At 66.5% G+C, this 25,926-nt stretch carries 24 protein-coding genes; 21 read left to right on the forward strand and 3 right to left on the reverse strand.

Translation table 11 applies throughout. The annotated features are described in order from the left end of the window. The first annotated feature begins 30 nt into the window (after window positions 1-30). Complete coding sequence (gene rpmA, locus O5K31_RS01080; RefSeq protein WP_269715288.1) at window positions 31-306, forward strand: 50S ribosomal protein L27; 276 nt, start codon at window positions 31-33, stop codon at window positions 304-306. Window positions 307-468: 162 nt separating this feature from the next. Further along, on the forward strand, window positions 469-999 hold the full coding sequence (locus O5K31_RS01085; RefSeq protein WP_269715289.1) for a GNAT family N-acetyltransferase: 531 nt from the start codon (window positions 469-471) through the stop codon (window positions 997-999). Here the strand turns inward: O5K31_RS01085 and O5K31_RS01090 are convergent. Beyond that, complete coding sequence (locus tag O5K31_RS01090; RefSeq protein ID WP_269715290.1) at window positions 996-1,946, reverse strand: hypothetical protein; 951 nt, start codon at window positions 1,944-1,946, stop codon at window positions 996-998. The two genes, O5K31_RS01085 and O5K31_RS01090, sit on opposite strands and share 4 nt — an antisense overlap. A 182-nt stretch (window positions 1,947-2,128) precedes the next feature. Between O5K31_RS01090 and obgE the strand changes: the two genes are divergently transcribed. The 14 genes from obgE (at window position 2,129) to msrA (ending at window position 16,668) form a co-directional block, all read left to right on the forward strand. Beyond that, entirely contained in the window at window positions 2,129-3,190 is a 1,062-nt protein-coding gene (gene obgE, locus O5K31_RS01095; RefSeq protein WP_269715291.1) for a GTPase ObgE, read from the forward strand. Continuing rightward, window positions 3,191-4,321 (forward strand): glutamate 5-kinase, encoded by a 1,131-nt coding sequence (gene proB / locus O5K31_RS01100; RefSeq protein WP_269715292.1) that lies wholly within the window; start codon window positions 3,191-3,193, stop codon window positions 4,319-4,321. Window positions 4,322-4,381: 60 nt separating this feature from the next. Next, a complete protein-coding gene (locus O5K31_RS01105; RefSeq protein WP_269715293.1) occupies window positions 4,382-5,653 on the forward strand; it encodes a glutamate-5-semialdehyde dehydrogenase in 1,272 nt (423 codons plus the stop codon). Beyond that, on the forward strand, window positions 5,619-6,290 hold the full coding sequence (locus O5K31_RS01110; protein WP_269715294.1) for a nicotinate-nucleotide adenylyltransferase: 672 nt from the start codon (window positions 5,619-5,621) through the stop codon (window positions 6,288-6,290). The genes O5K31_RS01105 and O5K31_RS01110 overlap by 35 nt, the downstream gene beginning before the upstream one ends. Window positions 6,291-6,364: 74 nt before the next feature. Beyond that, window positions 6,365-6,784: a ribosome silencing factor gene (gene rsfS, locus O5K31_RS01115; protein ID WP_269717125.1), complete on the forward strand. Its 420-nt coding sequence runs from the start codon at window positions 6,365-6,367 to the stop codon at window positions 6,782-6,784. Between the two features lie 39 nt (window positions 6,785-6,823). Then, on the forward strand, window positions 6,824-7,288 hold the full coding sequence (rlmH, locus tag O5K31_RS01120; protein WP_269717126.1) for a 23S rRNA (pseudouridine(1915)-N(3))-methyltransferase RlmH: 465 nt from the start codon (window positions 6,824-6,826) through the stop codon (window positions 7,286-7,288). 19 nt (window positions 7,289-7,307) lie between these two features. Then, window positions 7,308-8,297 (forward strand): murein hydrolase activator EnvC family protein, encoded by a 990-nt coding sequence (locus tag O5K31_RS01125; RefSeq protein WP_269715295.1) that lies wholly within the window; start codon window positions 7,308-7,310, stop codon window positions 8,295-8,297. Between the two features lie 84 nt (window positions 8,298-8,381). Then, on the forward strand, window positions 8,382-9,764 hold the full coding sequence (locus O5K31_RS01130; RefSeq protein ID WP_269715296.1) for a S41 family peptidase: 1,383 nt from the start codon (window positions 8,382-8,384) through the stop codon (window positions 9,762-9,764). A gap of 87 nt (window positions 9,765-9,851) precedes the next feature. Then, window positions 9,852-10,652 carry a TIGR00730 family Rossman fold protein gene (locus tag O5K31_RS01135; protein WP_269715297.1) on the forward strand — a complete coding sequence of 267 codons (801 nt, stop codon included), beginning with the start codon at window positions 9,852-9,854 and terminating at the stop codon, window positions 10,650-10,652. 137 nt (window positions 10,653-10,789) lie between these two features. Continuing rightward, a complete protein-coding gene (locus O5K31_RS01140) occupies window positions 10,790-11,500 on the forward strand; it encodes a CoA transferase subunit A (protein WP_269715298.1) in 711 nt (236 codons plus the stop codon). Beyond that, window positions 11,500-12,144 (forward strand): 3-oxoacid CoA-transferase subunit B, encoded by a 645-nt coding sequence (locus O5K31_RS01145; RefSeq protein WP_269715299.1) that lies wholly within the window; start codon window positions 11,500-11,502, stop codon window positions 12,142-12,144. Before O5K31_RS01140 ends, O5K31_RS01145 begins: the two co-directional genes overlap by 1 nt. 89 nt (window positions 12,145-12,233) lie before the next feature. Continuing rightward, window positions 12,234-14,090, forward strand: a complete 1,857-nt coding sequence (locus O5K31_RS01150) for a monovalent cation:proton antiporter-2 (CPA2) family protein (protein ID WP_269715300.1) — start codon at window positions 12,234-12,236, stop codon at window positions 14,088-14,090. A 107-nt stretch (window positions 14,091-14,197) separates the two neighbouring features. Further along, on the forward strand, window positions 14,198-16,003 hold the full coding sequence (locus O5K31_RS01155) for an autotransporter domain-containing protein (protein WP_269715301.1): 1,806 nt from the start codon (window positions 14,198-14,200) through the stop codon (window positions 16,001-16,003). 20 nt (window positions 16,004-16,023) lie between these two features. Further along, the gene (gene msrA, locus O5K31_RS01160) at window positions 16,024-16,668 is read left to right on the forward strand and encodes a peptide-methionine (S)-S-oxide reductase MsrA (RefSeq protein WP_269715302.1); all 645 of its coding nucleotides are present in this window, start codon (window positions 16,024-16,026) and stop codon (window positions 16,666-16,668) included. Here the strand turns inward: msrA and O5K31_RS01165 are convergent. Next, window positions 16,665-18,227 carry an ArnT family glycosyltransferase gene (locus O5K31_RS01165; protein ID WP_269715303.1) on the reverse strand — a complete coding sequence of 521 codons (1,563 nt, stop codon included), beginning with the start codon at window positions 18,225-18,227 and terminating at the stop codon, window positions 16,665-16,667. The two genes, msrA and O5K31_RS01165, sit on opposite strands and share 4 nt — an antisense overlap. Window positions 18,228-18,418: 191 nt before the next feature. Between O5K31_RS01165 and O5K31_RS01170 the strand changes: the two genes are divergently transcribed. The 5 genes from O5K31_RS01170 to O5K31_RS01190 all read left to right on the forward strand — a co-directional run bounded on the left by O5K31_RS01170 (window position 18,419) and on the right by O5K31_RS01190 (window position 25,105). Next, window positions 18,419-21,805 (forward strand): TonB-dependent receptor, encoded by a 3,387-nt coding sequence (locus O5K31_RS01170; protein WP_269715304.1) that lies wholly within the window; start codon window positions 18,419-18,421, stop codon window positions 21,803-21,805. A gap of 105 nt (window positions 21,806-21,910) precedes the next feature. Beyond that, a complete protein-coding gene (locus O5K31_RS01175; protein ID WP_269717127.1) occupies window positions 21,911-22,906 on the forward strand; it encodes an agmatine deiminase family protein in 996 nt (331 codons plus the stop codon). Window positions 22,907-22,908: 2 nt separating this feature from the next. Then, window positions 22,909-23,784, forward strand: coding sequence for an N-carbamoylputrescine amidase (aguB, locus tag O5K31_RS01180; RefSeq protein ID WP_269715305.1), 876 nt, complete (start codon window positions 22,909-22,911; stop codon window positions 23,782-23,784). Further along, a complete protein-coding gene (locus O5K31_RS01185; protein WP_269715306.1) occupies window positions 23,781-24,311 on the forward strand; it encodes a GNAT family N-acetyltransferase in 531 nt (176 codons plus the stop codon). Before aguB ends, O5K31_RS01185 begins: the two co-directional genes overlap by 4 nt. 113 nt (window positions 24,312-24,424) lie before the next feature. After that, complete coding sequence (locus O5K31_RS01190; RefSeq protein WP_269715307.1) at window positions 24,425-25,105, forward strand: M23 family metallopeptidase; 681 nt, start codon at window positions 24,425-24,427, stop codon at window positions 25,103-25,105. On the opposite strand, the gene O5K31_RS01195 is transcribed toward O5K31_RS01190, so the two are convergent. After that, complete coding sequence (locus O5K31_RS01195) at window positions 25,106-25,861, reverse strand: acid phosphatase (RefSeq protein WP_269715308.1); 756 nt, start codon at window positions 25,859-25,861, stop codon at window positions 25,106-25,108. Between the last annotated feature and the right edge of the window lie 65 nt (window positions 25,862-25,926).

Raw genomic sequence — 25,926 nt, forward strand, 5'->3', positions numbered from 1 at the left:
GGCCGCGCCGCATAGGATCAGGAGAGCACAATGGCTCACAAAAAATCTGGCGGTTCCTCGCGCAACGGTCGCGACTCAGCGGGCCGCCGTCTCGGCGTGAAGAAGTTCGGTGGTGAATCTGTCGTCGCCGGCAACATCGTCATCCGTCAACGCGGCACCAAGTTCTGGCCGGGCGTCAACGTCGGCATGGGCAAGGACCATACCCTCTTTGCGCTCGTGAACGGCGCCGTGCGCTTTGTAACCAAGCGCGACAACCGCACCTACGTGACCATCGATCCGGTCGCACAGGCTCAAGCCGCGGAATAAGCGCGGTCTAGACCTTTCCCGGATCGCGCTTCTCAGATGAGGCGATCCGGACAGACGATCCAAGCGGGGAGTCCGGAAGCGCCGGGCTCCCCGCTTTCTTTTTGGCCGCACGCCGGACGGGGGTCCGGAAAGAAGGCGGCAGGATCGACCAGGGAGGTCGCCATGCACGGCACGGATCAAACCCCCATCATAGAAACACGGCGCCTGATTTTGCGCGCGCCGCGGCCGGCGGACGCGTCGCGGATCGTCGAACTCGTAGATTACGACGTCGCGCGCATGACCCTGCGCATGCCGTGGCCCTATGCCCCGGCCGACGCCGAGGGGTTCATCACCCAGGTGGCGATGCAGGATCGCCGTCGCGACAACACCTTCGCCATCGAGTTGGAGAACGAGGGCCTCGTGGGGGTGCTGGGCTTCTTCCCGACGCCCGAGGCGCAGCTTGAAGTAGGCTATTGGCTGGGTCGCCCCTACTGGGGGCGCGGCCTGGCGAGCGAGGCCCTGATGGGCGCCCTGACCTGGGCGTCACGCGATTGGAGAAAGCGAATGGTTGTGGCTGGCCATTTCGCGGACAATCCGGCGTCGGGCCGGGTCCTGTGCAAGGCGGGCTTTCTCTACACCGGCGTGGTGGACACCAAGCTGTCGCGGGCCCGGGGTGAGCCGGCCGACACCCGCATGATGGTCTGGCTGGCCTAGGCGGCTTGGCCCGCGCCCGCCTTCGGGCCGGCGCGGAAGCGGCTTTCGGCGGTGAGAATCCGCTCGCAAAGCTTGTCCAGCTCCGAGAGCAGGGAATAGGAGGCGTAGATGGGAATCTCCATCATCGCCGACTGAGCGCGAGGCATCAGCTCAGTATACTTCTTCCAGGCGACGTGGGCGTCGCGCGCGGCTTCGGCGCGGTGGCCCAGGGGCGTCCACAGATTGATATCGATCAGTTCGTCCCGGCACTCCTTCATCATCGGCAAGGCGATGTAGAGGAACAGGAAGGTGGGGGTGGCGGCGCGGCTATAGGGCGGCAGCACCTGCATGTGCCAGACGCGGAAGGCTTCGAGGAAGCTGTTCTTCTTGGCCTCTTCCGGGGGCAACCAGGGCGCGTTGCGATCGATCAATTCGTCGGCCGATGAGGCGCGCTTGATCAGGTCGTCCGGCGTGCGGCCGTCCTTGAGGGTCTTGGACAGGGCCGAGACCGGAATGTTCAGCCGCTTGGCGACTTCGCTATAACTGGCGGTGCGTCCGCCCATGGACGTCCACTGACCCATGGTCGGCACGCCGCCGCCCTTGGCGGTCTTCATGGCCTGGGCCTGCATCAGAAGCTTGTTCTGCTGCTGCGCCTTTTCGGCCTGGATGCGGTCGAACTCTTCCTCGTGCTTGGCCTTTTGGGCCTCGTTCATCCAGCGGGCCCTGCCGGGTCCGTAGGTACGCTCAAAGCGGTTGAGGAGAACGAGGTTGAAGCCCTCGCCAGGGCAGGGGCCCAGATCGTTCAGGAAGGCGCGGAAGTCGCGCCAGTTACCCGTGACCCCGGTGCCGCGGGTCATCATGATGTTGCGATGGATGCTCGCTTCGCGCTCGTACTTCTTGGCGAGCGTCGGCAAGGTGAGATTCTTCAGGTCCTGCAGGACTTCAGCTTTTGGCGGCGGACCTGACAAACCGAGCAACTCCCTGCTGATACAACCTATGGGCGTTAAGCATACAAAAGTCGTGGTGGCGCTTTTCACGCTCTGCGACTGGTTGTCTCAGGTTCACCCTAACAATTCGTCTCCATGACGATTCGGGGACGCTTCAAGCCCCAGGGCTCGACGCGACGGCCCCATTGCGACAAAAGACGCCCATGAAGTTTCTCGATCAGTGCAAGATCTTCATCCGCTCCGGAAACGGGGGCGGAGGCGCCGTGTCTTTCCGGCGTGAGAAGTACATCGAATACGGCGGTCCGGATGGCGGTGACGGCGGCCGTGGCGGCGACATATGGATCGAGGCGGTCGAGGGTTTGAACACCCTGATCGACTATCGCTACCAGCAGCACTTCAAGGCTGACACCGGCGTTCACGGCATGGGCCGCAACCGTCATGGCGCCGCGGGCGAAGACATTGTCCTGAAGGTCCCCGTCGGTACCGAAGTGCTGGAAGAGGACCGCGAGACCCTGATCGCCGACATGAACACGGCGGGCATGCGCGTTCTGCTGGCCAAGGGCGGCAACGGCGGCTGGGGCAACGACCGCTTCAAGGGGCCGATCAATCAGGCCCCCAAGCACGCCAATCCCGGGCAGGAGGGCGAGGAGAAGTGGATTTGGCTTCGCCTCAAGCTGATCGCCGACGTCGGTCTGGTTGGCCTGCCCAACGCCGGCAAGTCCACCTTCCTGGCGGCCGCCAGCGCCGCCAAGCCGAAGATCGCCGACTATCCCTTCACCACCCTGACGCCGAACCTTGGCGTGGTGGACTTGTCGTCCACGGAACGCTTCGTGATGGCCGACATCCCCGGCCTAATCGAGGGCGCGTCAGAAGGCGCCGGCCTGGGCACCCGCTTCCTGGGGCACGTGGAGCGCTCGGCCACCCTGATCCATCTGGTGGACGCCACCCAGGAGGACGTGGGCGGCGCCTGGCGCACTATTCGGGCCGAGCTGGAGGCCTATGACGAGGAACTTGGAGACAAGACCGAAATCCTGGCCCTCAACAAGATCGACGCCCTGGACGATGAGACCCGCGCCGAAAAGCTGGCGGAACTGGAAGAAGCGGCGGGGATCAAGCCCATGCTGGTCTCCGGTGTTTCCGGCGAAGGGGTGACCGAGTTGCTGCGGGCGGCCTGGACCAAGGTGCGCGAGCGGCGAGGCGAGATCGCGCCCGCCGATGACGATGGCGAGTTCGAGGCTCCCGCCCCCGAAGGCTGGACCCCCTAGATGTCGCCCCTGGCCGCCGCCCGTCGGATCGTCGTCAAGGTCGGCTCGGCCCTGCTGGTGGATTCCGAGACGGGGGCGGCGGACAAGGCGTGGCTGGAGGCGTTTTGCGCCGACGCCGCGCGGTTGCGCGCGCAGGGGCGTCAGATCGTGGTGGTGTCCTCGGGCGCCGTGGCGTTGGGCCGCCGCCGTATGGGCCTTCCTAAAAGGGCTCTAACCCTGCCTGAGAAGCAGGCCGCCGCCGCTGCGGGACAGAGCCTGCTGATGCGCGCCTGGGAAGAGGCTTTCGAGCCCTATGGCGCCGCCTGCGCCCAGGTTTTGCTGACCCGGGATGACACCGAGGTGCGCCGCCGGTGGCTGAACGCGCGCGCCACGGTCGATACCCTGCTGGCCCTGAACGTGATCCCCGTGGTCAACGAGAACGACACGGTGGTGACCGAAGAAATCCGCTACGGCGACAACGACAGACTGGCGGCCCGCGTAGCCCAGATGACGGGTGCGGATGCCCTGATCCTGCTGTCGGACATCGACGGCCTCTACACGGCCGACCCGCGCCGCGATCCCAACGCGCAGCATATTCCGCTGGTGGAGCACCTGACACCGCAGATCGAGGCCATGGCCGGTGGCGCCAACGCTGGGGCCGGTGTCGGCACGGGCGGCATGGCGACCAAACTGGCCGCCGCGCGCATCGCCGCCGCCGCGGGTTGCGCCACTATCGTCACTCTGGGCACGCGGCCCTCCCCGCTGCTGGCTATCGAGAACGGGGAGCGGTCGACGATCTTCGCCGCCTCGACGACGCCGGCCGCCGCCTACAAGGCCTGGATCGCCGGCTCCCTGGCCCCGCAGGGCGCCCTGACCGTGGACGACGGCGCCGCCGCCGCCCTGCGTGGGGGCAAGAGCCTGCTGGCGGCCGGGCTCAAGGGCGCGGAAGGCCGGTTCGGCAAGGGCGACGCGGTGGTGGTCCGCGATCAGTCGGGCCGTGAGCTGGCCAGAGGGCTAGTGCGTTATGACGCGGCCGATGCGGCTCGCATCGTCGGCCTGCGCTCGGACGCCATCGAGGCGGTCCTCGGCTTCACCGAAGGTCCTGTGATCCACGCCGACGACCTGGCTCTGGCCGCCCGCGAGACGGCCTGAACGCTGGCGGCGCAAGCTGCAAAGGGCTAAGGCTCATATTGAGCATAAGTGGCGAGGCCCATGGACGACGCCAGTTCATCCCTGCAGGCGACGATGGCGAGGATCGGGCATGACGCCCGGGACGGCGCCCGCGCCTTGCGTCTGGCCAAGCCCGAAGTCCGCACCAAAGCGATCGCCGGCATGGCCGCAGCGATCCGCCGCCGCGCCGCTGCGATCCTGGCCGCCAACCTCGCCGACCAGACCGCCGCGCGTGCGACCGGTCTCAACGAGGCGATGATCGACCGCATGGCGCTGGACGCCGGCCGCATCGCGGCCCTTGCCGATGCGGTCGCCGCCATCGCCGCCATTTCCGATCCCGTGGGCGCGGAGACCGCGCGGTGGGATCGCCCCAACGGACTCGACATCGCCCGTGTGCGCACCCCCATCGGGGTGATCGCCATGATCTATGAGAGCCGCCCCAATGTGACGGCGGACGCGGCGGCGCTCTGCATCCGCTCGGGCAACGCCGCCATCCTGCGCGGCGGTTCCGAATGCCTGGGCAGCAATCTGGCCATTCATGCGGCGGTGGTCGAGGGGCTGGAGGCCGCGGGCCTTCCCGCGTCTTGCGTCCAGGCGGTCCCGACGGCGGACCGTATGGCGGTGGGATTGATCCTAGGCGGCCTGGACGGCGCCGTTGACCTGATCATCCCACGCGGCGGCAAGGGACTGGTTGCCCGAGTGAAGGCCGAGGCGCGCGCCCCGGTGCTGGGTCATCTGGAAGGGCTCAACCACGTCTTCGTTCACGCCGCCGCCGACCTTCAGAAAGCCGTCGCCGTGGTGGTCAACGCCAAGATGCGGCGAGTGTCGGTCTGCGGATCGGCCGAGACCCTGCTGATCGACAAGGCCGCAGCCGGGCGCCTGCTGCCGCCCATCGCCGCGGCGCTGGCCGAAGCCGGCTGCGAACTTCGGGGCGATGAGGCGGCTCGCGCCATCACGCCGATGGCCGCCGCGACGATCGAGGACTGGTCGACGGAGTATCTGGCTCCAATCATCGCCGTGGCGGTGGTCGATGGGGTCGAGGGGGCCGCGGCCCATATCGCTTCCCATGGATCGGGTCACACTGACGCGATCCTGACTGAGGACGCCGCCGCCGCCAACGCCTTCGTGGCCGCGGTGGATTCGGCCATCGTGCTGATCAACGCCTCGACGCAGTTCGCCGACGGGGGAGAGTTCGGTTTCGGCGCGGAGATCGGCATCGCCACAGACAAACTTCACGCCCGCGGTCCGGTTGGGGCCGAGCAATTGACGACATTCAAGTATGTGGTTCGCGGGACCGGCCAGACTCGTCCCTGAGGCTGGCAGGCCGGCGGCGTCGCGGCTGGGGTTCCTCCTCAAGCCCGGCATGCGCGTCGGTCTGTTCGGCGGCTCATTCAATCCGGCGCATGAGGGGCATGCCCACGTCGCCGAGACGGCCCTGTCGCGCCTGCAGCTGGACCGGGTGATCTGGCTTGTTTCGCCGCAAAATCCGCTGAAGGCCGCCCACGAGACCCAGCCCTTGGCTCAGCGCATGGCCAACGCCCGGCGATGGGCGAGGGGGCCGAAGATGATCGTCAGCGGCGTCGAGACCCAGCTGGGCGTGCAGTACACCCTCGACACCATCCGCCTGCTCAAGGCCCGGCATCCGGGCGTGCATTTCGTGTGGATCATGGGGGCCGACAGTCTGGCCACCTTCCACCGCTGGCGGGGGTGGACGCAGATCATGCGTGAAGTGCCGGTGGCGGTGGTTTCGCGGCCTTGGGCGGCGCTGAAAGCCCGCACTTCGCCGACGGCGCGGCGGTTCGCCTCCTCCCGTCGGCCGGCGCCCCAGGCCCATCTGCTGCCGGGATCAAGCCCGCCGGCCTGGGTCTATCTGACGGGCCCGCTTAACTTCGCCTCGTCCACCGCTCTGCGCGATCGGGCCCGCCAGGAGGGCCCTCGAGACCCAGGGTGAGTCAAACCCCTCACAACCCTGGGATTTTTGTGATAGGGTCGGACGCTTGCGTGATCACCCATAGGAGCATTCCGCTGAATCGCGAGTCCGCGCACAGCGCGCCCGAAGGCCAGGCGACCGCCGCCGAGCCTTCTTCTGACGACCAAGGGCCTACTCGGCCGCTGGAACAACTGATCCTCGCCCGTCTCGATGACGACAAGGCTCAGGACGTCGTTTTCATCGATCTCAAGGACAAGAGCAGCGTCGCCGACAGCCTCATCGTGGCTTCGGGTCGTTCGCACCGTCACGTCGGCGCTTTGGCCGACCACCTGCTGCGCGCCCTCAAGGAAGCCGGCTTTGGCCGCGCGCGGGTCGAGGGCCTGCCGCACTGCGACTGGGTGCTGATCGACGCCGGGGATGTGATCGTCCACCTGTTCCGCCCGGAAGTCCGTAGCTTCTACAACATCGAGAAAATCTGGTCGGTCGAGCCGCCGGTTCGCACCGCCGCCAACTGATCCTGCGCCCCGCTGTCCAAGCGGGGCGTCATGACCTCCATGCGCATCACCCTGCTCACCGTGGGCCGTCTTGGCCGAATGGCCGAGGCGCAGTTGGCGCTGGATTACTGCCAGCGCGCAACCGCGTCAGGCCGCGCTCTGGGCCTGGGGCCGGTTGAGATCATCGAGGTTGAATCCCGAAAGCCTGGCAAGGCCGCCGAAGCCGAGGTCCTGCGCCCCCATTTAGAGGGCGCTCATGTGATCTGCTGCGACGAGCACGGCGTCGCCCGCCCCTCCCGCGCTTTCGCCGGGGAGATCGGCAAGCTTCGCGACGACGGGGTGCGCAAGCTGGTGGTGGTGATCGGCGGGGCGGACGGACTTGATCCCTCCCTGCTGGCCGCGGCCAACGGCAAGCTGGCTTTCGGGCCGCAGACCTGGCCGCACGCCCTGGTCCGCGCGATGCTCGCCGAGCAGATCTATCGCGCGGTGACCATTCTGGCCGGCTCGCCCTATCATCGCGACTGAGGCCAAGTTACCAAGCCCCATGGCTCGCCGCTTCGTGACCGTCGCCGTCATCCTCGCCGCCCTCGCGGCGGCGGGCGGCGTTGCGGCCGTGCAGATCGACCAGCGGACCGCCAATACGGCCGCCGCCCTTCAGGCCCGTCGTGACATCGCCGCGCTTCGCAGCGAACTGGATCGCCTGCAATCGGAGCAGACCCAGGATCTGACGGGCGTGGAAGCCAAGCGCGCCGCCCTGCAGTCGCTGAACGTCCGCGAGGCGGCCCTCACCGTGGAGCTGGGCAAGAACCGCGCAAGCCTGGCCAAGCTTTTGTCCATGCTGCAGATGTTCCGCCGCGACCCGCCCCCGGCCCTGCTGGTCAGTCCCGATGACGCCCGCGATGCGGTGCGGGCGGCGATCCTGGTCCAGGCCATGACCCCGACCCTGAGAGCGCGGGCCGATGAAGTCGCCAGCCGCGCCAGGGTCATCGCGACCCTTCGCCGCGAGGCGGCGGCTTCGGCCGAGGACCTGTTCACCACCGAGAGCGCCCTGGCCGACCGTCGGGGCCTGATCGAAAGGCGCCTGACCGAGGCGGCGGAGCTTGAACGACAGGTCGCGCTGGCCGGCCTTACGCCGCCGCCGCGCGCCGCGGGTCCCCTGTCGCTCATCCGGCCGGTGGAAGGCACGATCATCCGCAAGTTCGGCGAGGCCCTGCCCAACGGCGGCCATGCTAGGGGTCTAAGCATGGCGGCAGGCGCCGGCGAGACGGTCAAAAGTCCCGCAAGAGCGGTCGTGGAATATGCAGGTCCGCTAGAGGGTTGGGGCCTTGTCTTGATTCTCCGCGCAGAGGGCGCCTACCATCTGGTTCTCGCGGGTCTCGGGGGGGTCTCCGTCGTGCCCGGACAATCCGTCGCGGCTGGCGCCCCTGTTGGGCGCACGACCGATGGTGGAAAGTCAGAGGCGGAACTCTATTTTGAGGTCCGAGAAGGCGAGACGCCGGTGGACCCGGCCAAACGCCTGAAACCGACGGCCTGAAAGGGTCGTCCGCTACCGGGGTTCGGGGCGGTTTTTTGATTAGCGGCGACGTGTTCGCCGCAAGGGAGCCAGACGGCTGACGATATGCGCAAGTACCTGCTGATCGGCGTTTCTTCCTTCGTACTTGGCGCTGGGGCCATGGCTTATCTGAGCCCCACGGCGTTCGCCGCCCTGCAACCGAAGACCAAGACCTATCGGATGCTGGAGCTCTTTGGCGACGTGGTCGACACGGTGGAGCGCCAGTACGTCGCGCCCGTCGATGACACCAAGCTGATCGAATCCGCTCTCGACGGCATGCTGTCCTCGCTCGATCCCCACTCGGGATATCTGAGCCCCGACGGCTTTGAGGACATGCAGGACAACACCCGCGGCGAGTACGGCGGTCTCGGCCTGGAAGTGACCAGCGAAGAGGGTGTGGTGAAGGTCATCTCGCCCATGGACGGCACTCCGGCGGAGCGCGCGGGCGTCCAGCCGGGCGATTACATCACCGCCGTCAACGGCTCCAGCGTGCTCGGCCTGACGACCAACGACGTGGTCAAGCAGTTGCGCGGCGAGCCGGGCTCGCCCGTAAGCCTGACCCTGGCGCGCGAGAAGAGCGATCCCATCGAGGTCAAGCTGACGCGCGAGGTGATCAAGCCGCGCACCGTCACCGCCCGCATCGAGGGTGACTTCGGCTACGTCCGTCTGGCCAGCTTCAACGAGAAGGCCACCGACGAAGTCGAGGCCGCGGTGAAGGACCTGAAGGCCAAGAACCCGAACATGAAGGGCCTGGTCTTCGACCTGCGCAACAATCCGGGCGGTCTGGTCGATCAGTCGGTCGGCGTGGCGGACCTGTTCCTTGAGGGCGGCGAGGTCGTCAGCCAGCGTGGCCGCGATCCGCGCGACATCGAACGCTACAACGCACGTCCAGGCGACATCCTGAACGGCCTGCCCATGGTGGTCCTGATCAACCAGGGCTCGGCGTCGGCCTCCGAGATCGTCGCCGGCGCCCTAAAGGACCGCAAGCGGGCCGAGATTGTCGGCCTGACCAGTTTCGGTAAGGGCTCGGTGCAGACCGTGATCCCGCTGCGCGGCGGCCAGGACGGCGCGCTGAAACTGACCACGGCGCGCTACTACACGCCGTCGGGCCGCTCGATCCAGCAGACCGGTATCGATCCCGACCTGGAAGTGGCGCAGACGCGCGAGCAGGCCCAGTCGATCGCCAACCAAGCTTGGTTCAGCGAGGCCAGCTTCAAGAACGCGCTGAACGCCGAGGAGGGCAAGACCCGCCGCGGCGTCCACGAGCCGGCCGAAGCCCCGCCCACCGCCTTCGACGAAAAGAAGGGCGACTTCCAGCTGAGCCGCGCGCTCGAGGTGCTGAAGTATGGCTCTGTGGCCTCTACGCCAAAGATGCCCAAACCAGCCGCCAAGGTCGCCGATCTGGTGGCCAAGAGCATCAAGGCCGAGCCCAAGCCGGCGACGAAGTAGTCGCCGCGAGCCGTCTGAAGATCAGCGCCTTCCCGAACCGTCGGGGAGGCGTTTTTCATTCGGGGATCGACGCCCTAGGATGGCGGCATGGATCAAGACGCCGACCGCCTCGCCGCCGCCAACGCCGCCCAAATGGCTTCCCCGTCCTATCGCCTCGCGGCCCTCGACCAGAGCTTCATGCTGGGCGAATCCATGCGCGGGGTGCGGTTTCTGCTGGAGTTCGCCAAGGCCGACGAGGCGTTGCGCAACTGGGGCGTCCGCTCGACCATCGTGGTGTTCGGCGCCGCGCGGGTGCGTGAGACCGACGAGGGGCGGCGCGGTGTCTGGTACGCCGAGGCTCGAGCCTTTGGCCGGATTGCATCAGAGCGCGGCGGTGCGATCATCGAGAGCAAACCCGTTCGAGACAACGTCATCGCCACCGGCGGCGGTCCAGGAATCATGGAGGCGGCGAACCGAGGGGCGGCCGACGCCGGCGCCCCGTCTATCGGCTTCAACATCACCCTGCCGCACGAGCAGGCGCCCAATCCCTATAGCACGCCGGAGCTGACCTTCCGCTTCCACTACTTCGCCATGCGCAAGATGCATCTGGCCATGCGGGCTAATGCCCTGGTGGTGTTTCCCGGCGGGTTTGGCACCCTGGACGAGCTGTTCGAGATCCTGACCCTACGCCAGGTCGACAAGGCCCCGCGCATCCCTATCGTCCTGTTCGACGAGGCGTACTGGCGCTCCATCATCAATTTCGACGCCCTGATCGAGCACGGCATGATCAGCCCGCACGACATGGAGCTGTTCCGGTTCGCCGAGACGGCTGAAGAGGTCTGGGCCTCGCTGCTGGCCTGCGGGCTCGAGCCGGGGCAACTGGCCGAACAGCCGCCCCCCGCATCCTGAAGGATGACGATCCCGCCTGTGGCCGGGCGCGGCTGGATGGTGCTAGCCTCGGCCTTGCTCGATAAATTCATCAAGACTTGAATTTATCATCATTCCGGGCGAGATCGACGCCAAGCAGGCGCCCAAGGGAGGGATCAATGGCCGACAAGGTCAAGCCGAACGCCGTCGAGGCCCTGAGTGGGCTGTTGTTCGACGGCATGACGATCATGGCGGGGGGCTTTGGCCTCTGCGGCATTCCGGAAAACCTGATCGCGGCGATCCGCGAAACACAGGTCAAGGATTTGACGGTCATCTCCAACAACTGCGGGGTCGATGGCTTTGGCCTCGGCATCCTGCTGGAGAACCGCCAGATCAAGAAGATGATCAGCTCCTATGTGGGCGAGAACAAGCTGTTCGAGCAGCTGTATCTGTCCGGTGAACTTGAGCTCGAATTCAATCCGCAAGGCACCCTGGCCGAGCGCATCCGCGCCGGCGGCGCGGGAATTCCGGCCTTCTTCACCAAGACCGGCGTCGGCACCCTGGTGGCCGAAGGCAAGGAGGTGCGCGAGTTCGACGGGGAGCTCTATGTGATGGAGCGCGGCCTGGTCGCCGACCTGTCGATCGTCAAGGCCTGGAAGGGCGACCGTGAAGGCAACCTCGCCTATCGCAAGACCGCCAGGAATTTCAATCCGATGATGGCCACCGCCGGCAAGGTGACCGTGGTCGAGGTCGAGGAGCTGGTGGAGATCGGCGCCCTCGACAAGGACAACATCCACACGCCCGGCATCTATGTGGACCGTATCTTCAAGGGCGCGGTGTTCGAAAAGCGCATCGAACGCGTCACCACTCGCCAGAAGGAAACCGTCTGATGGCCTGGACCCGTGACGAGATGGCCGCCCGCGCGGCCCAGGAGCTGCGCGACGGCTTCTATGTGAACCTGGGCATCGGCATTCCGACCCTGGTCGCCAATTACATTCCGGCCGGCATGCATGTGACGCTGCAGAGCGAGAACGGCATGCTGGGGATGGGCCCCTTCCCCTATGAGGGCGAGGCGGACGCGGACCTGATCAACGCCGGCAAGCAGACGATCACCGAGCTGGATTCATCATCCTATTTCAGCTCGGCCGACAGTTTCGCCATGATCCGCGGCGGCCATATCGACCTGTCGATCCTGGGCGCCATGCAGGTGGCCGAGAACGGCGACCTGGCCAACTGGATGGTCCCGGGCAAGATGGTCAAGGGCATGGGCGGGGCCATGGACCTGGTCGCCGGGGTGCGCCGCGTGGTGGTGGTCATGGAGCATTCGGAGAAGTCCGGCGCGGCCAAGCTGGTCAAGGCCTGCACCCTGCCGCTGACGGGGGCCAAGGTGGTCGACATGGTGATCACCGACCTGGGCGTTTTCCAGGTCGGGCGCGGGGCTGGCGTGAAGCTGACCGAGCTTGCTCCGGGTGTCACGGTCGAAGAGATCACGGCCAAGACCGACGCAGCCTTCGAGATCGCGCTCGGACAATAAACGCAACAATCGACGCAGTTGGGCGATCACTGCTTGCGCAGTGCGCCCGGCTGGCTTTGTCTGTCCTCTGATCACCAAATGAGGATGGAATGGCGAGCGAACCTTCAGGTCTGGCTCTGGGGCAAGCTGTCGCCCTGCTGACCGCGGGCGTGGCGGCGGTGCCGCTGTTCCGTAAGCTTGGCCTGGGTTCGGTGCTGGGCTACCTGGCCGCGGGCCTTGCGATCGGTCCGTTCGGCCTTGGGTTGTTCGCAGACCCCGAAGCCATTCTTCACGTCGCCGAATTGGGCGTGGTGATGTTCCTGTTCGTCATCGGACTGGAGATGCGTCCAGCCAAGCTCTGGGCCCTGCGCAAGGAAATCTTTGGTCTTGGCGCGGCTCAGGTGCTGGTCTGCGGCGCCCTGCTATCGGGCGTCGGCATCGCTGCTGGGCTGGCGCCTTCCATGGCGGTGATCGGAGCCATGGGTTTTGTCCTCTCCTCCACCGCCGTGATCATGACCATGCTGAACGAGCGGGGCGAGACGGGCACGCCCGCGGGTCAGCGCGCTGTGTCGATCCTGCTTTTTGAAGACCTGGCCATCGTACCTCTGCTGGCCCTTGTGGCGGTTCTGGCCGCGCTGGAGGGCCGGGGAGCCGCCGATGCGCCGCCGGTGTGGCAGGCGGTGCTGATCGGTCTGGCGGCGGTGGCCGGGGTGATCGCCGTGGGCAAGTGGCTGCTCAATCCGATGTTTCGCCTGCTGGCCGCTTCAGGGGCGCGCGAAGTGATGACCGCCGCGGCTCTGCTGGTGGTTCTTGGCGCGGCGCTTGTGATGCAGATGGGCGGCCTGTCCATGGCCATGGGCGCCTTCTTGGCCGGCGTGCTGCTGTCGGAATCCACCTTCCGCCATCAGTTAGAGGCCGACGTCGAACCTTTCCGGGGCATCCTGCTTGGGCTGTTCTTCTTAAGCGTCGGCATGTCGCTCAATCTTTCGGTGGTGGTCTCGCAGTGGGTGATGATCCTGGCGGGGACTTTGGTGTTCATGGCGGTGAAAGCCGCCGGCATCTACAGCGTGGCGCGCCTCTTCCGGGCTCCGCCGCGCGAGGCTGTGGAACGGTCGGCCTTGTTCGCGCAAGGAGGCGAGTTCGCCTTTGTCCTTTATGCGGCGGCTCTGGGCGCAGGTGTGCTCGACGCCACCACAAGCGCGGCGATGAGCGCCATCGTGATCCTGTCCATGGCGCTCACGCCCCTGGTGGTCATTGTGGTCACGCGCCTGTTGCCCGAAGAAAAGCCGTCCATGGACGGGGTCGAGACGGCCGATGCTCTGGAGGGCCGTGTGCTGGTCATCGGGTTTGGCCGCTTCGCCCAAGTGGTCAGCCAGCCTCTGCTGGCGCGGGGCGTCGACATCTCGATCATCGAGGTCGATGTGGAGATGATCCAGGCGGCGTCCAAGTTCGGCTTTAAGGTCTATTACGGCGACGGCACCCGAGTGGACGTACTGCGGGCCAGCGGCGCCGGGCGGGCCGAGGCCATCGTCATCTGCGTGGACAAGCCTGAGGTGGCGGACCAGATCGTCAAGGTCGCCAAGGCCGAGTTTCCGCTGGCCAAACTCTATGTGCGGGCCTTCGACCGCGGCCACGTGCTGCGACTGATAGAGCAGCAGGTGGATTTCCAGATCCGCGAGACCTTCGAGTCCGCCATGAAGTTCGGTCATGCCTTGCTGCTGGATCTGGGCTTTTCGCAAGAGGTGGCCGAGGAGACCATGAACGACGTGCGGGTCCGCGACGAGATGCGGCTCGAAATGCAGATCGTGGGCGGGCTCACCGCGGGACGCTCGCTCATGCGGGGCAATATCAGCACGCCAGAGCCTGCGCCCCTGGTGCAGCCCAAGCACGACGGTCGCGCTCTCAATCCCGAGGCGGCGGACGCCATCGCCAAGGCGCAGGCCGATCGCGAGAGCGCCGACGTCTAGCCGCGCGGGCGGCGCTTACACTCTGTAACGCTCGTTCACCTGCGGCTCACAGGCCGGATGCAGGGCGGCCCTATTGAAGGCTCCGCTTCTCTTTCCGCGGAGCTCCAATGATCCACACCCTCGCAATCCCTGGCCGCCGCGCTCGCGGCCGGGCGGCCATCGCCGCCGCGCTTCTCGGCGCCTGCTCTGCTTTTGCCTTCGCCAGCGCCGCCAGGGCGGCTGATCTCGACAAGGTCGTGGTGTTCGGCGACAGCATCTCCGACAGTGGGGCCTATGTGGCCAAGGCCCAGGGCGGTCCCGGAAAGTTCACCACCAATCCCGACCCGGTGTGGGTGGAGGTCGTGGCCCTCGGCCTGGGCCTGGATCTCAAATCCAGCGCCGCAGGGGGCGCGAACTACGCCGAAGGCGGCGCGCGCGTGGCGGCCGATCGCAACCAGGCGCCCGGCGATCTCACACGCAAACCGATCATCAGGCAGATCGACGCGTTCGAAGCGGCTGGCGAGCGGCTCGACGCTCAAAGTCTCGTGATTATCCAGGGCGGCGGCAACGACGTCTTCTCCACCCAGCTCAACGGTCCAGGTTTCACCACCGCCGACCTCGCTGTTCTGGACGGCGCGGCCATCACTTTGGCCGATCAGCTGACGCGCCTTCAGGACCTTGGCGCGGGCGTCGTCGTCACGACCAGCGTGCCGCGGTTTGAGGTCTTCAATGTGCGCTACGAAGCGGCGATCGCGGCCCGGAACGTCAATGTGCTCTATGTCGATCTGGCGGCGCTTGTCGCCCAGATGGAGGCGGAACCCGCGCGCTTCGGACTCACCAACGTTACGGACCGAGCCTGCCGTGGGAGCGCGCTGGAATCGTTCATCTGCATGCCGGATGACCTGATGACGCCGGACGCCAATCGCACCTATCTGTTCGCCGACGGAGTCCATTTCACCGGCGCGGTTCATCGCATGGAGGGTCAGATGACCCTGGCCGCGCTGACCGCTCCCGAGCAGATCGGCCGTCTGGCCGGGGCGGTGCGCGCGGACATGGCCGTGGCCCGAGATATGGTCGAGGCGGCGAACCGCGAGGGGATGGAGCCTGGATGGTCGTTCGTCGGCGGGATGAGCGTGGCGACCACGACGCTGGATCGCGGGGGCTCGCCATCAATGGGTGTGAAGACCGACGCCGCGGGCCTGGCCGTGGGCGCCCGACATCTCAACTCCGCCGGTCTGGCTTTTGGCGCGATGTTGAGCCTGACAGAGTCGGATGGCGACTTCAGCGATGGGAGCGGCGACTTCCAAGGACGCAATCTCATGGCCTGGGCCTTCGCATCGGTTCCTGTGCGCGGCTGGGCGGTGAGCACGGAGGCGGGCCTTGGCGATCTCGATCTGGACGAGGTCACCCGCCGGTTTGCGATAGGCCCCGATATCCGCGCCGAGCACGGCGATGCCGACGGACGGACCCTGTCCGCCACCGTCCGGATCATGCCAGCCGCTTCGGAGCGCGCCCTGCAGCTACGCCCCGTGGCCCAGCTTCGCTACGAAGACGTGCGCATTGAGGGATACGGCGAGGTGGGGGCGAGCAATACGCGCGCCGATTTCGCCAGCCAATCGATGGAGACGCTCTTCGCCGGTCTGGGCGGCCGACTGGACTGGGCGCCAAGGCCTGGCTGGAGCATGAGCGCCCAGGCGCTATGGGAGGCCGATCTGCTGGATGAAAGCCGCGACATGGTGATCACTTTCGCCGGCGCGCCTTCAGGGTGGCGCGCGTCGGTTTGGCGGCCGGGCTCCGAACTGCTCTCGGCCACGATCAGCGCCCGCGCAGACCTTGGCCAAGGCTGGAGCGCCCAGGCCTCACTGCGCGGCGAAACAGATCAGGACGACTATGCCAGCGGGGTGGTGTCGGCGAGCGTGTTGGCGCGCTTCTAGCCGCCGCCATGGGGGCCTTGATGACGGCGCGCGCTTGCAACGCGCGCCGTCAGGTCCATCTGTTGAGGATGAAAACGTCGATCCTCGCCGCACTGTGCGCGCCCGTCCTGTTGCTGCTGGCGCTCGCCGTTCCCGCCTCGGCGGCTCCAACAAAGACGGAGACCGCCATCTTCGCGGGCGGATGCTTCTGGTGCATGGAGCACGATATGAAGATGCCGGGCGTGCTGAAGGTGGAGTCCGGCTATACGGGCGGGCATCTGAAGAACCCGCGCTACCGGGACGTGACCAGTGAAACCAGCGGCCATTACGAGGCCGTCCGCGTCACCTTCGATCCGGCCAAGCTGCCTTATCGCTTCCTGCTTGAGCGCTACTGGAAGGTGGTCGATCCGACGGACGACGGCGGCCAGTTCTGTGACCGGGGGCCGTCCTATCGCCCGGCGGTGTTCGTCACGCCCGCCCAGCGCGCCACGGCTGAAGCTTCCCGCGCCGAGGCGGCCAAGCGGCTGAAGCGCGGGACGATGAAGACGCCGATCCTGGACGCGGCGACCTTCTATGTGGCCGAGCCGTATCACCGCAATTACGCCAAGAACAACAAAGTCCGGTATGAGCTTTACCGCGCCGGCTGCGGTCGCGACGCTCGCCTCACCGCTGTCTGGGGGCGTTAGCGGAAGACCTCAGGCTCCGGCGGCTTGCCGGTGGCCGGATCGCGGGCGACGGGCGCGAAGCCCTCGCCCACGAACATGTCGATCTTGCGAGTCCGCTTGGCGTCCAGGCGCACGCGGGCGATCTCCTTGCCGGACACCTCGCGGAAATCAGCGCCCATCTTGGCGCGATAGACGCCGTCGAGACTGGCGGCCAGGACGCGCTGACCGTCCTTGGCGGTCAAGGGGGCCTCGGTCTCGGCCTGGTTGCGGGCGCGGATCTCGTGAACCCACATGCGCAGGGGCGGAGCGTCCGCCTGGCCGAAATAGTCGCGACCGTAGTAGGCGGCGGCGTTGAACAGGAAACGATCATCCACGGCCACGGCCGAGAGCGTGGCCGAGCCGCCTTCCTGCATGGCGCGCTGGACCACGGCGTCCACCGACTGCTCCCAGCCGCGAGCCCGTTTGAAGCTGTTGGAGACGCCCATGGCGTCGGCGGTACGCGGTGCGATGGTCCAGGTCAGGAACAGGGCGGCGATGACCGCTTGCACGCCCAACCCGGCGATCAGCCATAGTCGCGCGTTCCAGCGCAGCATCCAGGCGGCGACCAGCAGGCAGCCCGCCAGATAGCCCGCCGCGGCCCAGTTGGCGTTGGCGCGTGAGATAAAGCCCTGGATCGAGACGACCAGCAGGGGCGGCAGGCAAAAGCACAGGAGCAGCACATCCTGCGCGGTCAGTCTGCGCCGCGCGATCAGCAGCACCATCCCGCCCACCAGCACGGCGAAGGGCAAGGGGCCGAAGACGCCGAACTGCGAGAGCAGGAAACTTCCCAACTCCGCCGGATCGAAAAGACGGGACGAGCCCAGGTTGGCGTTGGCCGCTGTGTGTTCGACGGTCGAAAACTGATGCGCGGCGTTCCAGGCGATGTTGGGGGTGATGGCCGCCAGCAACGCCAAGGCGAAGGCGACGACGGCGACAGGCGACCAGACGCTACGCGCCTCGCGCGAGACCAGGGCGTGCAGGATCACCCCGCCCAGGGCGTAGATCGCCGCGTATTTGCTCAGCATGGCCAAGCCAAGCGCCGCGCCCATGCCGGCGGACAAGGCGACGCCGCGGCGACCGGTAGCGGTCGGCAGCTCCACATAGGCCCAAAGCATCAGCGCCAGAAAGAACAGCAGCGGCGCGTCGGTGCTCATCACGCCTGAAGACAGCGCCACGCCCGGCATGAGGGCGTAGAGGGCTGTCGCCGCCAGGCCACACTGCGAACCAAACAGGCGTCGGCCGATGAAAAAAAGACAAAGCGCCGAACCGGCATGCAGGAGAGGCGCCGAGACTCGGATCCAGGCCTCGGCGTCGCCGCCGATGCTCGTGGTCGCCCAGATCAGCCAGGCGATCATCGGCGGCTTGGAGAAGTAGCCAAAGCTCAAGGTGCGAGACCACAGCCAGTACTGAGCCTCGTCGGGATAGAGCTCCAGCGGCGAACTGAAGAGGGCCAATAGCCGCAGGGCGGTCAGCGCCAGCACCAGGGCGAAGGCGATCCGCCGGGCTCGGTCGTCGGTCATGGGCTCGGTGAAAAGGCTCATTTCCCCTGCTTGTCGTCTTGCAAAGGATTTGTCCATTTTCGAAGGCGCGGCGCCTATGACACAGACCTGTGGGCGGATTGTGACAAGCCGTGGCGAAACTGTCACCAAAGGTTCGTAAACGAACGCTAAAGGAGAGCCAGATCGACGGAAGGTCGGGGCAGACCCTCCGCATCGCAATGAGGGGATAATCCATGCTTTCGATGAAGCGGCTCGCCTGTGGCGCGGCCCTTGGCGTGCTTGCCGCCGCCTCGGCTTCGGCCGTCTATGCTCAAGAAACCACCGGCGCTGTGCGCGGCCAGATCACCGACGCCGCGGGCGCCGGCATCGCTGGCGCCACCGTTGTGATCACCTACGGCCCGACGGGCCAGGCGGTCACCACCATGACCAACGACAACGGCTTCTACACCGTGCGCGGCCTGCGCGTCGGCGGTCCGTACGCCGTAAAGGCGACCTCGCCGTCGGGTGAGAGCATCGAGCGTAACCTGGGTTCCGTTTCTCTGGGCGATCCGACCGACGCGTCGCTCAGCTTCGAAGACCAAGGCGCTGTTTCCGAGCTGGTGATCACCGCTTCGGCCGGCCAGCCTTCGCAAGGTGTCGGCAGCAACTTCACCGCCGCCGACATCTCCAGCCTGCCGTCGATCAATCGCGATCTGAAGGACGTGGTTCGCCTCGACCCCTTCGCGACGCTGGATCCGACCAACCAGGACGCCCTGTCCTTCGCCGGCACCAACACCCGCTTCAACCAGATCACGGTCGACGGCATCCGTCAGAACGATGACTTTGGTCTGAACAACAACGGCTACCCGACCCAGCGCTCGCCGATCTCCACCGAGGCGATCGCCGGCATGCAGGTGTCGATCGCGCCTTATTCGATCGTCAACAACGGCTTCCTGGGCGGCTCGATCAACGCCGTGACCAAGTCCGGCTCCAACGAGTTCCATGGCGCCCTCTACGGCGACATCACCAAGGACAGCCTGCGCGGCGACAAGTACACCTACTATGACACCCGCACCGGCAGCCCGACCCGCGGCAGCCGCGTCGAGCAAGACGTCACGGCGAACTTCGAAGAGAAGACCTGGGGCGCCAACCTCGGCGGTCCGATCATCAAGGATCGCCTCTACTTCTTCGGCTCGTACGAAAAATATGAAGGTACCTTCAACCTCGACGAAGGTCCGACCGGTTCGGGCCGCGGCTCGACCATCCCCCGAATCACTGAAGCCGCGCTGAACACGTTCCAAGCCGCCACCAAGGCTCGCTACAACGTCGATCCGGGCAACTGGGTCAATTCGGTCCCGCCGATCGAAGACGAGAAGTGGCTCGGCAAGCTCGACTGGGACATCAACGAAGATCACCGCCTGACCTTCACCTACCAGAACACCCAATCTGCTTCGCTCAACGGTTCGGTCAGCGATCTGTTCGCCAGCGGCAGCTCCACCACCCAGCCCCGCATCGGCCTTTCGACCTACCAGTACATCAAGGACGAAGAGCTTGAGAACTTTACCGCCCAGCTGAACTCGCGCTGGTCGGACAACTTCTCCACGGAACTGCGCGTGGGCAAGAAGGAGACGACGACCAACCGCCGCACCTTCGGCCCCGAAGGCGTGGGTGAAATCACCGTCACCGTCGCGGACCTGCCGGGCGTTCAAGCCGGTTCGGGCACGCCGCAGATTCGCTTCGGCACCGAGCTCAACAGCCAGCCGAACTTCCTGAACACCAAGACTGATACGGCCGAGCTGCGCGCCCGCTACACCTACGGCGACCATGACTTCCTCGTCGGCGGCCGTATCGAGCGTCAGGACATCCTGAACATCTTCGGCCGCAACTACCTGCCGAGCTACAGCTTCGCCAGCTACGCCGACTTCCTGGCCGGCCGTGCGGCGACCGTCTCGCTGATCACCGCTGTCGAGCCCACCGGCGGCACCGTTCCGTCCACCGCCGGCACCGCCGAGCGCAACGCCGCCGCGGGCGAGTACTATCTGAACTCGGTCTATGCCGAAGACACCTACCAGATCACCGACAACCTCAGCCTGCTGGCTGGCGTTCGTTACGACTGGTACGTCCAGGACGACCGCGCGGACCTGAACACCAACTTCGTCTCGCGCAACGGCTTCGCCAACAACGGCAACCTCGACGGCAAGAGCATCCTGCTGCCGCGCGTCTTCGCCAAGTGGACCCCCACCAGCGACATCGACGTCGGCGTCGGCTTTGGCCGGTTCTCGTCGCAAGGCCTGGGCGTGTGGCTGTTGAACCCGATCGGCAACAGCGGCGTGGTTCAGACCAACGCCGTCTGCCCGGCGGGCCCCTACACCCTGACCAGCCTCAGCTCGGTGCCGGCCGGCTGCTTGTCCACCCCGGGCAACGGCAACACCAACTCCCTGTCGCCCTCGCTGAATATCCCGTCGGCCTGGAAGACCACCCTGACCGCCGGCTACAACTTCGATGTCGAGCGTTTCGGCATGGGTAGCGACTGGCGCGTCCAGGTGGACCTGATCCACCAGAAGAACCAAGACAGCCTGTTCTGGTTCGACCTGCGCGCCGAGCCGCACGTCCTGGGCGTGGCTCCGGACGGTCGCCCGGTCTACCAGCGCACCACCAACGGCACGATCGGCGCCAACGTGTTCGACATGATGCTTGGCAACAAGCGTGATGGCGGCGGCACCGACTCGGCGGCAGTCTCGCTGCGCAAGCGCTGGAATGACGGTTGGCTGGAAGGTCTGGAGGCCATGGCTTCCTACACCTACACCGAAGCCAAGGACCGCAATCCGATGACCAGCTCGATCGCTGACTCGAGCTACACCCGCTTTGCGACCTCCGACGCCCAGAACCCCAAGCTGGCGACCTCCGACTACGAGATCCGCCACAAGGGTCTGCTGCATGTCAGCTATCGTCGCGCCTTCTTCGGCGACAACATGACGATGATCGACCTGATCGCTCAACGTCGTTCGGGCCTGCCGTTCAGCTACACCTTCGCCTCGGCCTCCAACAGCCGAGCCGAGCCGGAGTTCGGCAACTACGTGTCGACCTATTCGGGCCGTCAGGCGCAGTCGAACCAACTGCTCTACGTGCCGGCTACGGACTCTTCGGGCAATGTCACGGCGACCAGCGATCCGAAGATCACCTACGCCGCCGGTTTCGACGTGGCCAACTTCAACTCGTTCCTGAAGAACACCGGCCTGATCAAGTACGCCGGCCAAATCGCTCCGCGTAACGGTTTCCGTCAGCCGAGCGTCACGACCATGGACATCAACTTCCAGCAGGAAATTCCGGCGTTCTTCCCGAGCGGCGCCAAGCTCCTGGGCTTCGTGACGATCGAGAACTTCGGCAACCTGCTGAACAGCAAGTGGGGCGTGCTCGAGCAGTACGACTTCTATCGCGGCGTGCCGGTGGTGAACCCCACCTGCGCTGGCGCCGGCGGCTCGTGCGCTGGTCAGGCCCGCTACACCTACAGCGATCTGCAGACCGCCGTGGGCGTCAATCCGGCCGCTGGCGTCGCCAACCGCGACCAGCCGGTGCGCCCGTTCGGCATCACCAACGCTTCGCTGTGGCAGATCAAGGTTGGTCTGAAGTACCAGTTCTAAGATCCTTCGGATCGAAGACACGGGAAAGGGCGGCGCTTGCGCCGCCCTTTTTCTTATGCACGCCATTGACGTGACGTTCCTCATCCCCCACCTGCGCGCACCATGATGACCCTGACCATCCCCGCCGAATGGGCTCCGCACCGCGCCATGTGGCTCGGTTTCCCCAGCCACGCCGACCTGTGGGAGGAGGACCTCGCTCCCGCCCAGGCCGAGGTGGCCGCCCTGGCCCGCGCCCTGGCTGGTCCGGGGGGCGAGCGCGTGCGCCTCATGGTCTGTGGCGACGCGGCCGAGGCCGCCGCTCGCGAACTGCTGGGCGACGTGGCGAGCGTCGAGATCGTGCGCGGTCTGTTCGGCGACATCTGGCTGCGCGACACGGGCCCGATCTTCCGCTCGGACGGCGTGGCGGCCGGCTTTGGCTTCAACGGTTGGGGCGGCAAGTATTCGCTGGAGCATGATGGCGACGTGGCGGCCCAGATCGCCGCCGCTGCTGGTGCGCCGCTGCTCGCCAACGACTTCATCCTCGAAGGCGGCTCGGTCGATCATGACGGCTACGGCACCGTCCTGACAACGCGTCAGTGCCTGCTCAACCCCAACCGCAATCCAGGCTGGACGCAAGAAGCCGCCGAGGCGGCGCTGGCCCAGTCCATGGGCGCGCGCAAGGTCCTGTGGCTGGGCGACGGCCTGGAGAACGACCACACCGACGGTCACATCGACAACCTGGCCCGCTTCGTCGGCCCGGGCATGGTCGCCTGCCCAGTGGCGGTGGGCGCCGACGACCCCAACGCCGAAATCTACAATGAGACGGCGCGCCTCCTGGGCGCCATGACCGACGCGCGTGGCAGCCCCCTGCAGGTCATGCGCATTCCCTCGCCCGGGCGCATTACCGACGAGGACGGCGAGATCGTTCCGGCCTCGCACATGAATTTCCTGATCGCCAACAAGGCGGTGATCGTCCCCACCTATGGCGAGGCGGGGGCCGCCTTCGCCGTGGAGGCGCTGGAGACTCTGTTCCCTGAGCGCCAAGTCATCGGCCTGCCGTCGAACGCCATCCTGACGGGCGGCGGATCCTTCCATTGCATTAGCCAGCAGGAGCCCGCCTGACCATGGCCCGCACGATCAGCGTCGCCGCCATCCAGACCAGCTACGGCATGGACCTGGCGGCCAATATCGAAAAGACCAAGGCCTTCATTCGTGAGGCCGCCGCCAAGGGCGCGCAGGTGATCCTGCCGTCCGAGTTGTTCCAGGGGCCGTACTTCTGCGTCGCCCAGGAGGAACGCTGGTTCAACGAGGCGCACCCCTGGCGCACCCACCCCTGCGTGGTCGCGCTGCAACCCCTGGCCGCTGAGCTGGGCGTGGTGATCCCTGTCTCGATCTTCGAGCGCGAGGGGCCGCACTATTTCAACAGCCTGGTGATGATCAACGCCGACGGCTCGCTGATGGGCGTCTATCGCAAGAGCCATATCCCGGACGGCCCAGGCTATATGGAGAAGTACTACTTCCGCCCTGGCGACACCGGCTTCAAGGTCTGGGACACGCGTTTTGGCCGTATAGGCGTCGGCATCTGCTGGGACCAGTGGTACCCGGAAACCGCCCGCGCCATGGCCCTGATGGGCGCCGAGGTGCTGCTCTATCCCACCGCCATCGGCAGCGAGCCGCATGACGACACCCTGGACACCGCCCTGCCCTGGCGGCGCGCCATGCAGGGGCACGCCGTATCCAACGTCATCCCGGTGATCGGCGCCAACCGCACGGGCTTTGAGCCCTGGGACGGATATCCGGGCGGCGGCCAGCGGTTCTACGGCTCGTCCTTCATCGCCAACCATCGCGGGGACCTGGTCGCCGAGTTCGGGCGGGACGAGGAAGGGGTACTGGTGGCGGAGTTCGATCTGGACTTCCTGACCACCCATCGGGCGGCCTGGGGCTTCTTCCGCGATCGCCGCACTGATCTCTACGGCTCGCTGTATCAGCCGCGGCCGTGATCGAGACCGAACGCCTGATCCTGCGGCCTTGGCGGGGCGCCGACCGCGCGCCCTTCGCGGCCCTGTGCGCCGACCCTGAAGTCATGGCCCATTTCCCTGCGACCCTGAGCCGCGAGGAAAGCGACGCGGTGGTCGATCGGTTGGCCGATCACCAGGCGCTTCACGGCTTTTGTTTCTTCGCGCTGGAGCGCAAGGAAGACGGCGCCTTCCTGGGCTTTACCGGGCTGATGACTCTTAAGCCTGAGAATCCCCTGCAGCCGGGGGTCGAGATCGGATGGCGGCTGGCCCGCCAGGCGTGGGGCGCGGGCTATGCGTCCGAAGCAGCCAGGGCAGCCATCGAGCATGGCTTTGAGGTTCTCGGCCTGGCCGAAATCGTGTCGTTCACCGCCACCGAGAACCTGCGCTCCCAAGCGGTGATGGAGCGCATCGGTATGACCCGTCGGGCGGAGCTGGACTTCGACCATCCCGCTGTTCCGGAAGGTCATCGCTTGCGTCCGCACGTGGTCTATACGACAAGGCCGCGCTAGACCGATTGCGGCGACGCGCCGCATTGGTCCCGCCGATCTTCTGCGCCAAATGCTCCCAGCCGGGGCGGGCCTCATCCCATATCGTTGCGCTTGCGACGAAGAACAGGCGATCCATGGACATGGCTGGTGAAGGGCGCTCGGCGCGCCGCTGGGTGATCCCTACGGCGATGGTAGTGACCGTCCTGCTGGGCGGCGCCGCCGCCGCGACCGTCCAGACCCGAGCTTTCAAACCCCTTCGCCAGGCTCTGGCCGCGGTGACCGCGCCACAGGCGGCGGTCGAGCCGCGCTATGCCGTCCGCTGGGTGGGCGCTGATCTGGACGGCGATGGCGCCGCGGACGTGACCAATCCCACTGGCCAGGCGCCTCGCGCCCACGATGTGTTCGGCGACGGCGCTTTTGGCGCGTCTCGCGATGGCGGCTCGCGCGATCACGAGGGCGTTGATTATCTGGGCGAGGCCGGCCAGCCTGTCCGCGCTCCAGTCTCGGGCTATGTCACCAAGATCGGCTATGCCTATCCGGGCGCCCAGGACCTGCAATTTGTTGAGATCACCAATCCCGCCATCGGATACGCGGCGCGGGTGTTCTACATCGAGCCGGGGGTCGAGCTTGGCCAGGCGATCCGAATGGGCCAGCCCGTGGGCGTGATGACGAGCCTTCAGCGCCGCTACCCGGGGATCAGCGATCACGTCCATCTGGAGATGATCAAGGCCGGCGAACGTGTGGACGCCACCCGTCTGATCACCGCTCGCCGCGTGCGCCTGCCCGACGAACCGGTACTCGCCGCCGCCGAGTAACTAGCGCCGCAAGGCCGCCAGTTCGCTACGCGCGGCCTCCATATCGGTCCGAAACCGCGGATCGTTGTGCAGTCGCGCCACAAGGGCGGCGCCGAGAAGCCGTCCAGCCTCGACATCGGTGGGATAGTGGACGCCGCAAACGACGCGGCTGTCGCCGATCTCGCGTCCGCGTCTGAGGATTTCGCTCTGACGTTCCGGCGCCAGCTCGGCCAGAACCAGAGCCCAGGCCCAGCCGATCAGGGCGTGACCCGACGGGTAGGAACCGTTGGTTTCGATCCACGTCTCGCGCGGCACGCAGATGGGCCGGTTGTCGCCTATGGGCGGCCGAGGGCGCTGGTACTGGCTCTTGGCGTGTTCATAAAGCGGACCGGCGTCGCCCACGATACGCAGCATTAGATTGGCCAGGGTGGGCGTGGTCTGCGGTCCAATGGGTGAGCCGATGACCTCCGAAAAGCTTTTCCAGGCCTCCACCCCTGAAAGATCGGCGTCCGCCACCGCCTGATCCCAGCGCGGGGCGCCAGCCAGCTTGCGGGTTTCCAGATAGGCGGCGCGATCGGCGCGGCCCGCCGGACTGCTGGGCGAGGGTGGAGCAGGCAGGATGATCAGCCCCTCGGGAGCGGTCCCTGCCGCCAAATAGCCGGCGGGCGGATCGGTCCAGGTCGAGCTGTCGCCCGTCACGCGCCAGGTGGGCTCAACCGGCGTCGCGCAGCCGGCGAGGCAGATAACGGTGAGAACGAGGGCGGCTTTGAGCTTCATGTGACGCGTCCGTAGGCAGGGGCGGCGGTTGAAGCGGCCTAGCGCGCGATCGTCAAGCAAAGCTG

This window comes from Caulobacter sp. NIBR2454 (assembly GCF_027474405.1).
In the GTDB taxonomy this organism is placed as follows: domain Bacteria; phylum Pseudomonadota; class Alphaproteobacteria; order Caulobacterales; family Caulobacteraceae; genus Caulobacter.

Bases quoted from the DNA above. Each gene is read 5' to 3' on its own strand.
- rpmA (WP_269715288.1), top strand. From the start codon at position 31: ATGGCTCACAAAAAATCTGGCGGTTCCTCGCGCAACGGTCGCGACTCA.
- O5K31_RS01085 (WP_269715289.1), top strand. From the start codon at position 469: ATGCACGGCACGGATCAAACCCCCATCATAGAAACACGGCGCCTGATT.
- obgE (WP_269715291.1), top strand. From the start codon at position 2,129: ATGAAGTTTCTCGATCAGTGCAAGATCTTCATCCGCTCCGGAAACGGG.
- proB (WP_269715292.1), top strand. From the start codon at position 3,191: ATGTCGCCCCTGGCCGCCGCCCGTCGGATCGTCGTCAAGGTCGGCTCG.
- O5K31_RS01105 (WP_269715293.1), top strand. From the start codon at position 4,382: ATGGACGACGCCAGTTCATCCCTGCAGGCGACGATGGCGAGGATCGGG.
- O5K31_RS01110 (WP_269715294.1), top strand. From the start codon at position 5,619: ATGTGGTTCGCGGGACCGGCCAGACTCGTCCCTGAGGCTGGCAGGCCG.
- rlmH (WP_269717126.1), top strand. From the start codon at position 6,824: ATGCGCATCACCCTGCTCACCGTGGGCCGTCTTGGCCGAATGGCCGAG.
- O5K31_RS01125 (WP_269715295.1), top strand. From the start codon at position 7,308: ATGGCTCGCCGCTTCGTGACCGTCGCCGTCATCCTCGCCGCCCTCGCG.
- O5K31_RS01130 (WP_269715296.1), top strand. From the start codon at position 8,382: ATGCGCAAGTACCTGCTGATCGGCGTTTCTTCCTTCGTACTTGGCGCT.
- O5K31_RS01135 (WP_269715297.1), top strand. From the start codon at position 9,852: ATGGATCAAGACGCCGACCGCCTCGCCGCCGCCAACGCCGCCCAAATG.
- O5K31_RS01140 (WP_269715298.1), top strand. From the start codon at position 10,790: ATGGCCGACAAGGTCAAGCCGAACGCCGTCGAGGCCCTGAGTGGGCTG.
- O5K31_RS01145 (WP_269715299.1), top strand. From the start codon at position 11,500: ATGGCCTGGACCCGTGACGAGATGGCCGCCCGCGCGGCCCAGGAGCTG.
- O5K31_RS01150 (WP_269715300.1), top strand. From the start codon at position 12,234: ATGGCGAGCGAACCTTCAGGTCTGGCTCTGGGGCAAGCTGTCGCCCTG.
- O5K31_RS01155 (WP_269715301.1), top strand. From the start codon at position 14,198: ATGATCCACACCCTCGCAATCCCTGGCCGCCGCGCTCGCGGCCGGGCG.
- msrA (WP_269715302.1), top strand. From the start codon at position 16,024: ATGACGGCGCGCGCTTGCAACGCGCGCCGTCAGGTCCATCTGTTGAGG.
- O5K31_RS01165 (WP_269715303.1), bottom strand. From the start codon at position 18,227: ATGAGCCTTTTCACCGAGCCCATGACCGACGACCGAGCCCGGCGGATC.
- O5K31_RS01170 (WP_269715304.1), top strand. From the start codon at position 18,419: ATGCTTTCGATGAAGCGGCTCGCCTGTGGCGCGGCCCTTGGCGTGCTT.
- O5K31_RS01175 (WP_269717127.1), top strand. From the start codon at position 21,911: ATGACCCTGACCATCCCCGCCGAATGGGCTCCGCACCGCGCCATGTGG.
- aguB (WP_269715305.1), top strand. From the start codon at position 22,909: ATGGCCCGCACGATCAGCGTCGCCGCCATCCAGACCAGCTACGGCATG.
- O5K31_RS01190 (WP_269715307.1), top strand. From the start codon at position 24,425: ATGGACATGGCTGGTGAAGGGCGCTCGGCGCGCCGCTGGGTGATCCCT.
- O5K31_RS01195 (WP_269715308.1), bottom strand. From the start codon at position 25,861: ATGAAGCTCAAAGCCGCCCTCGTTCTCACCGTTATCTGCCTCGCCGGC.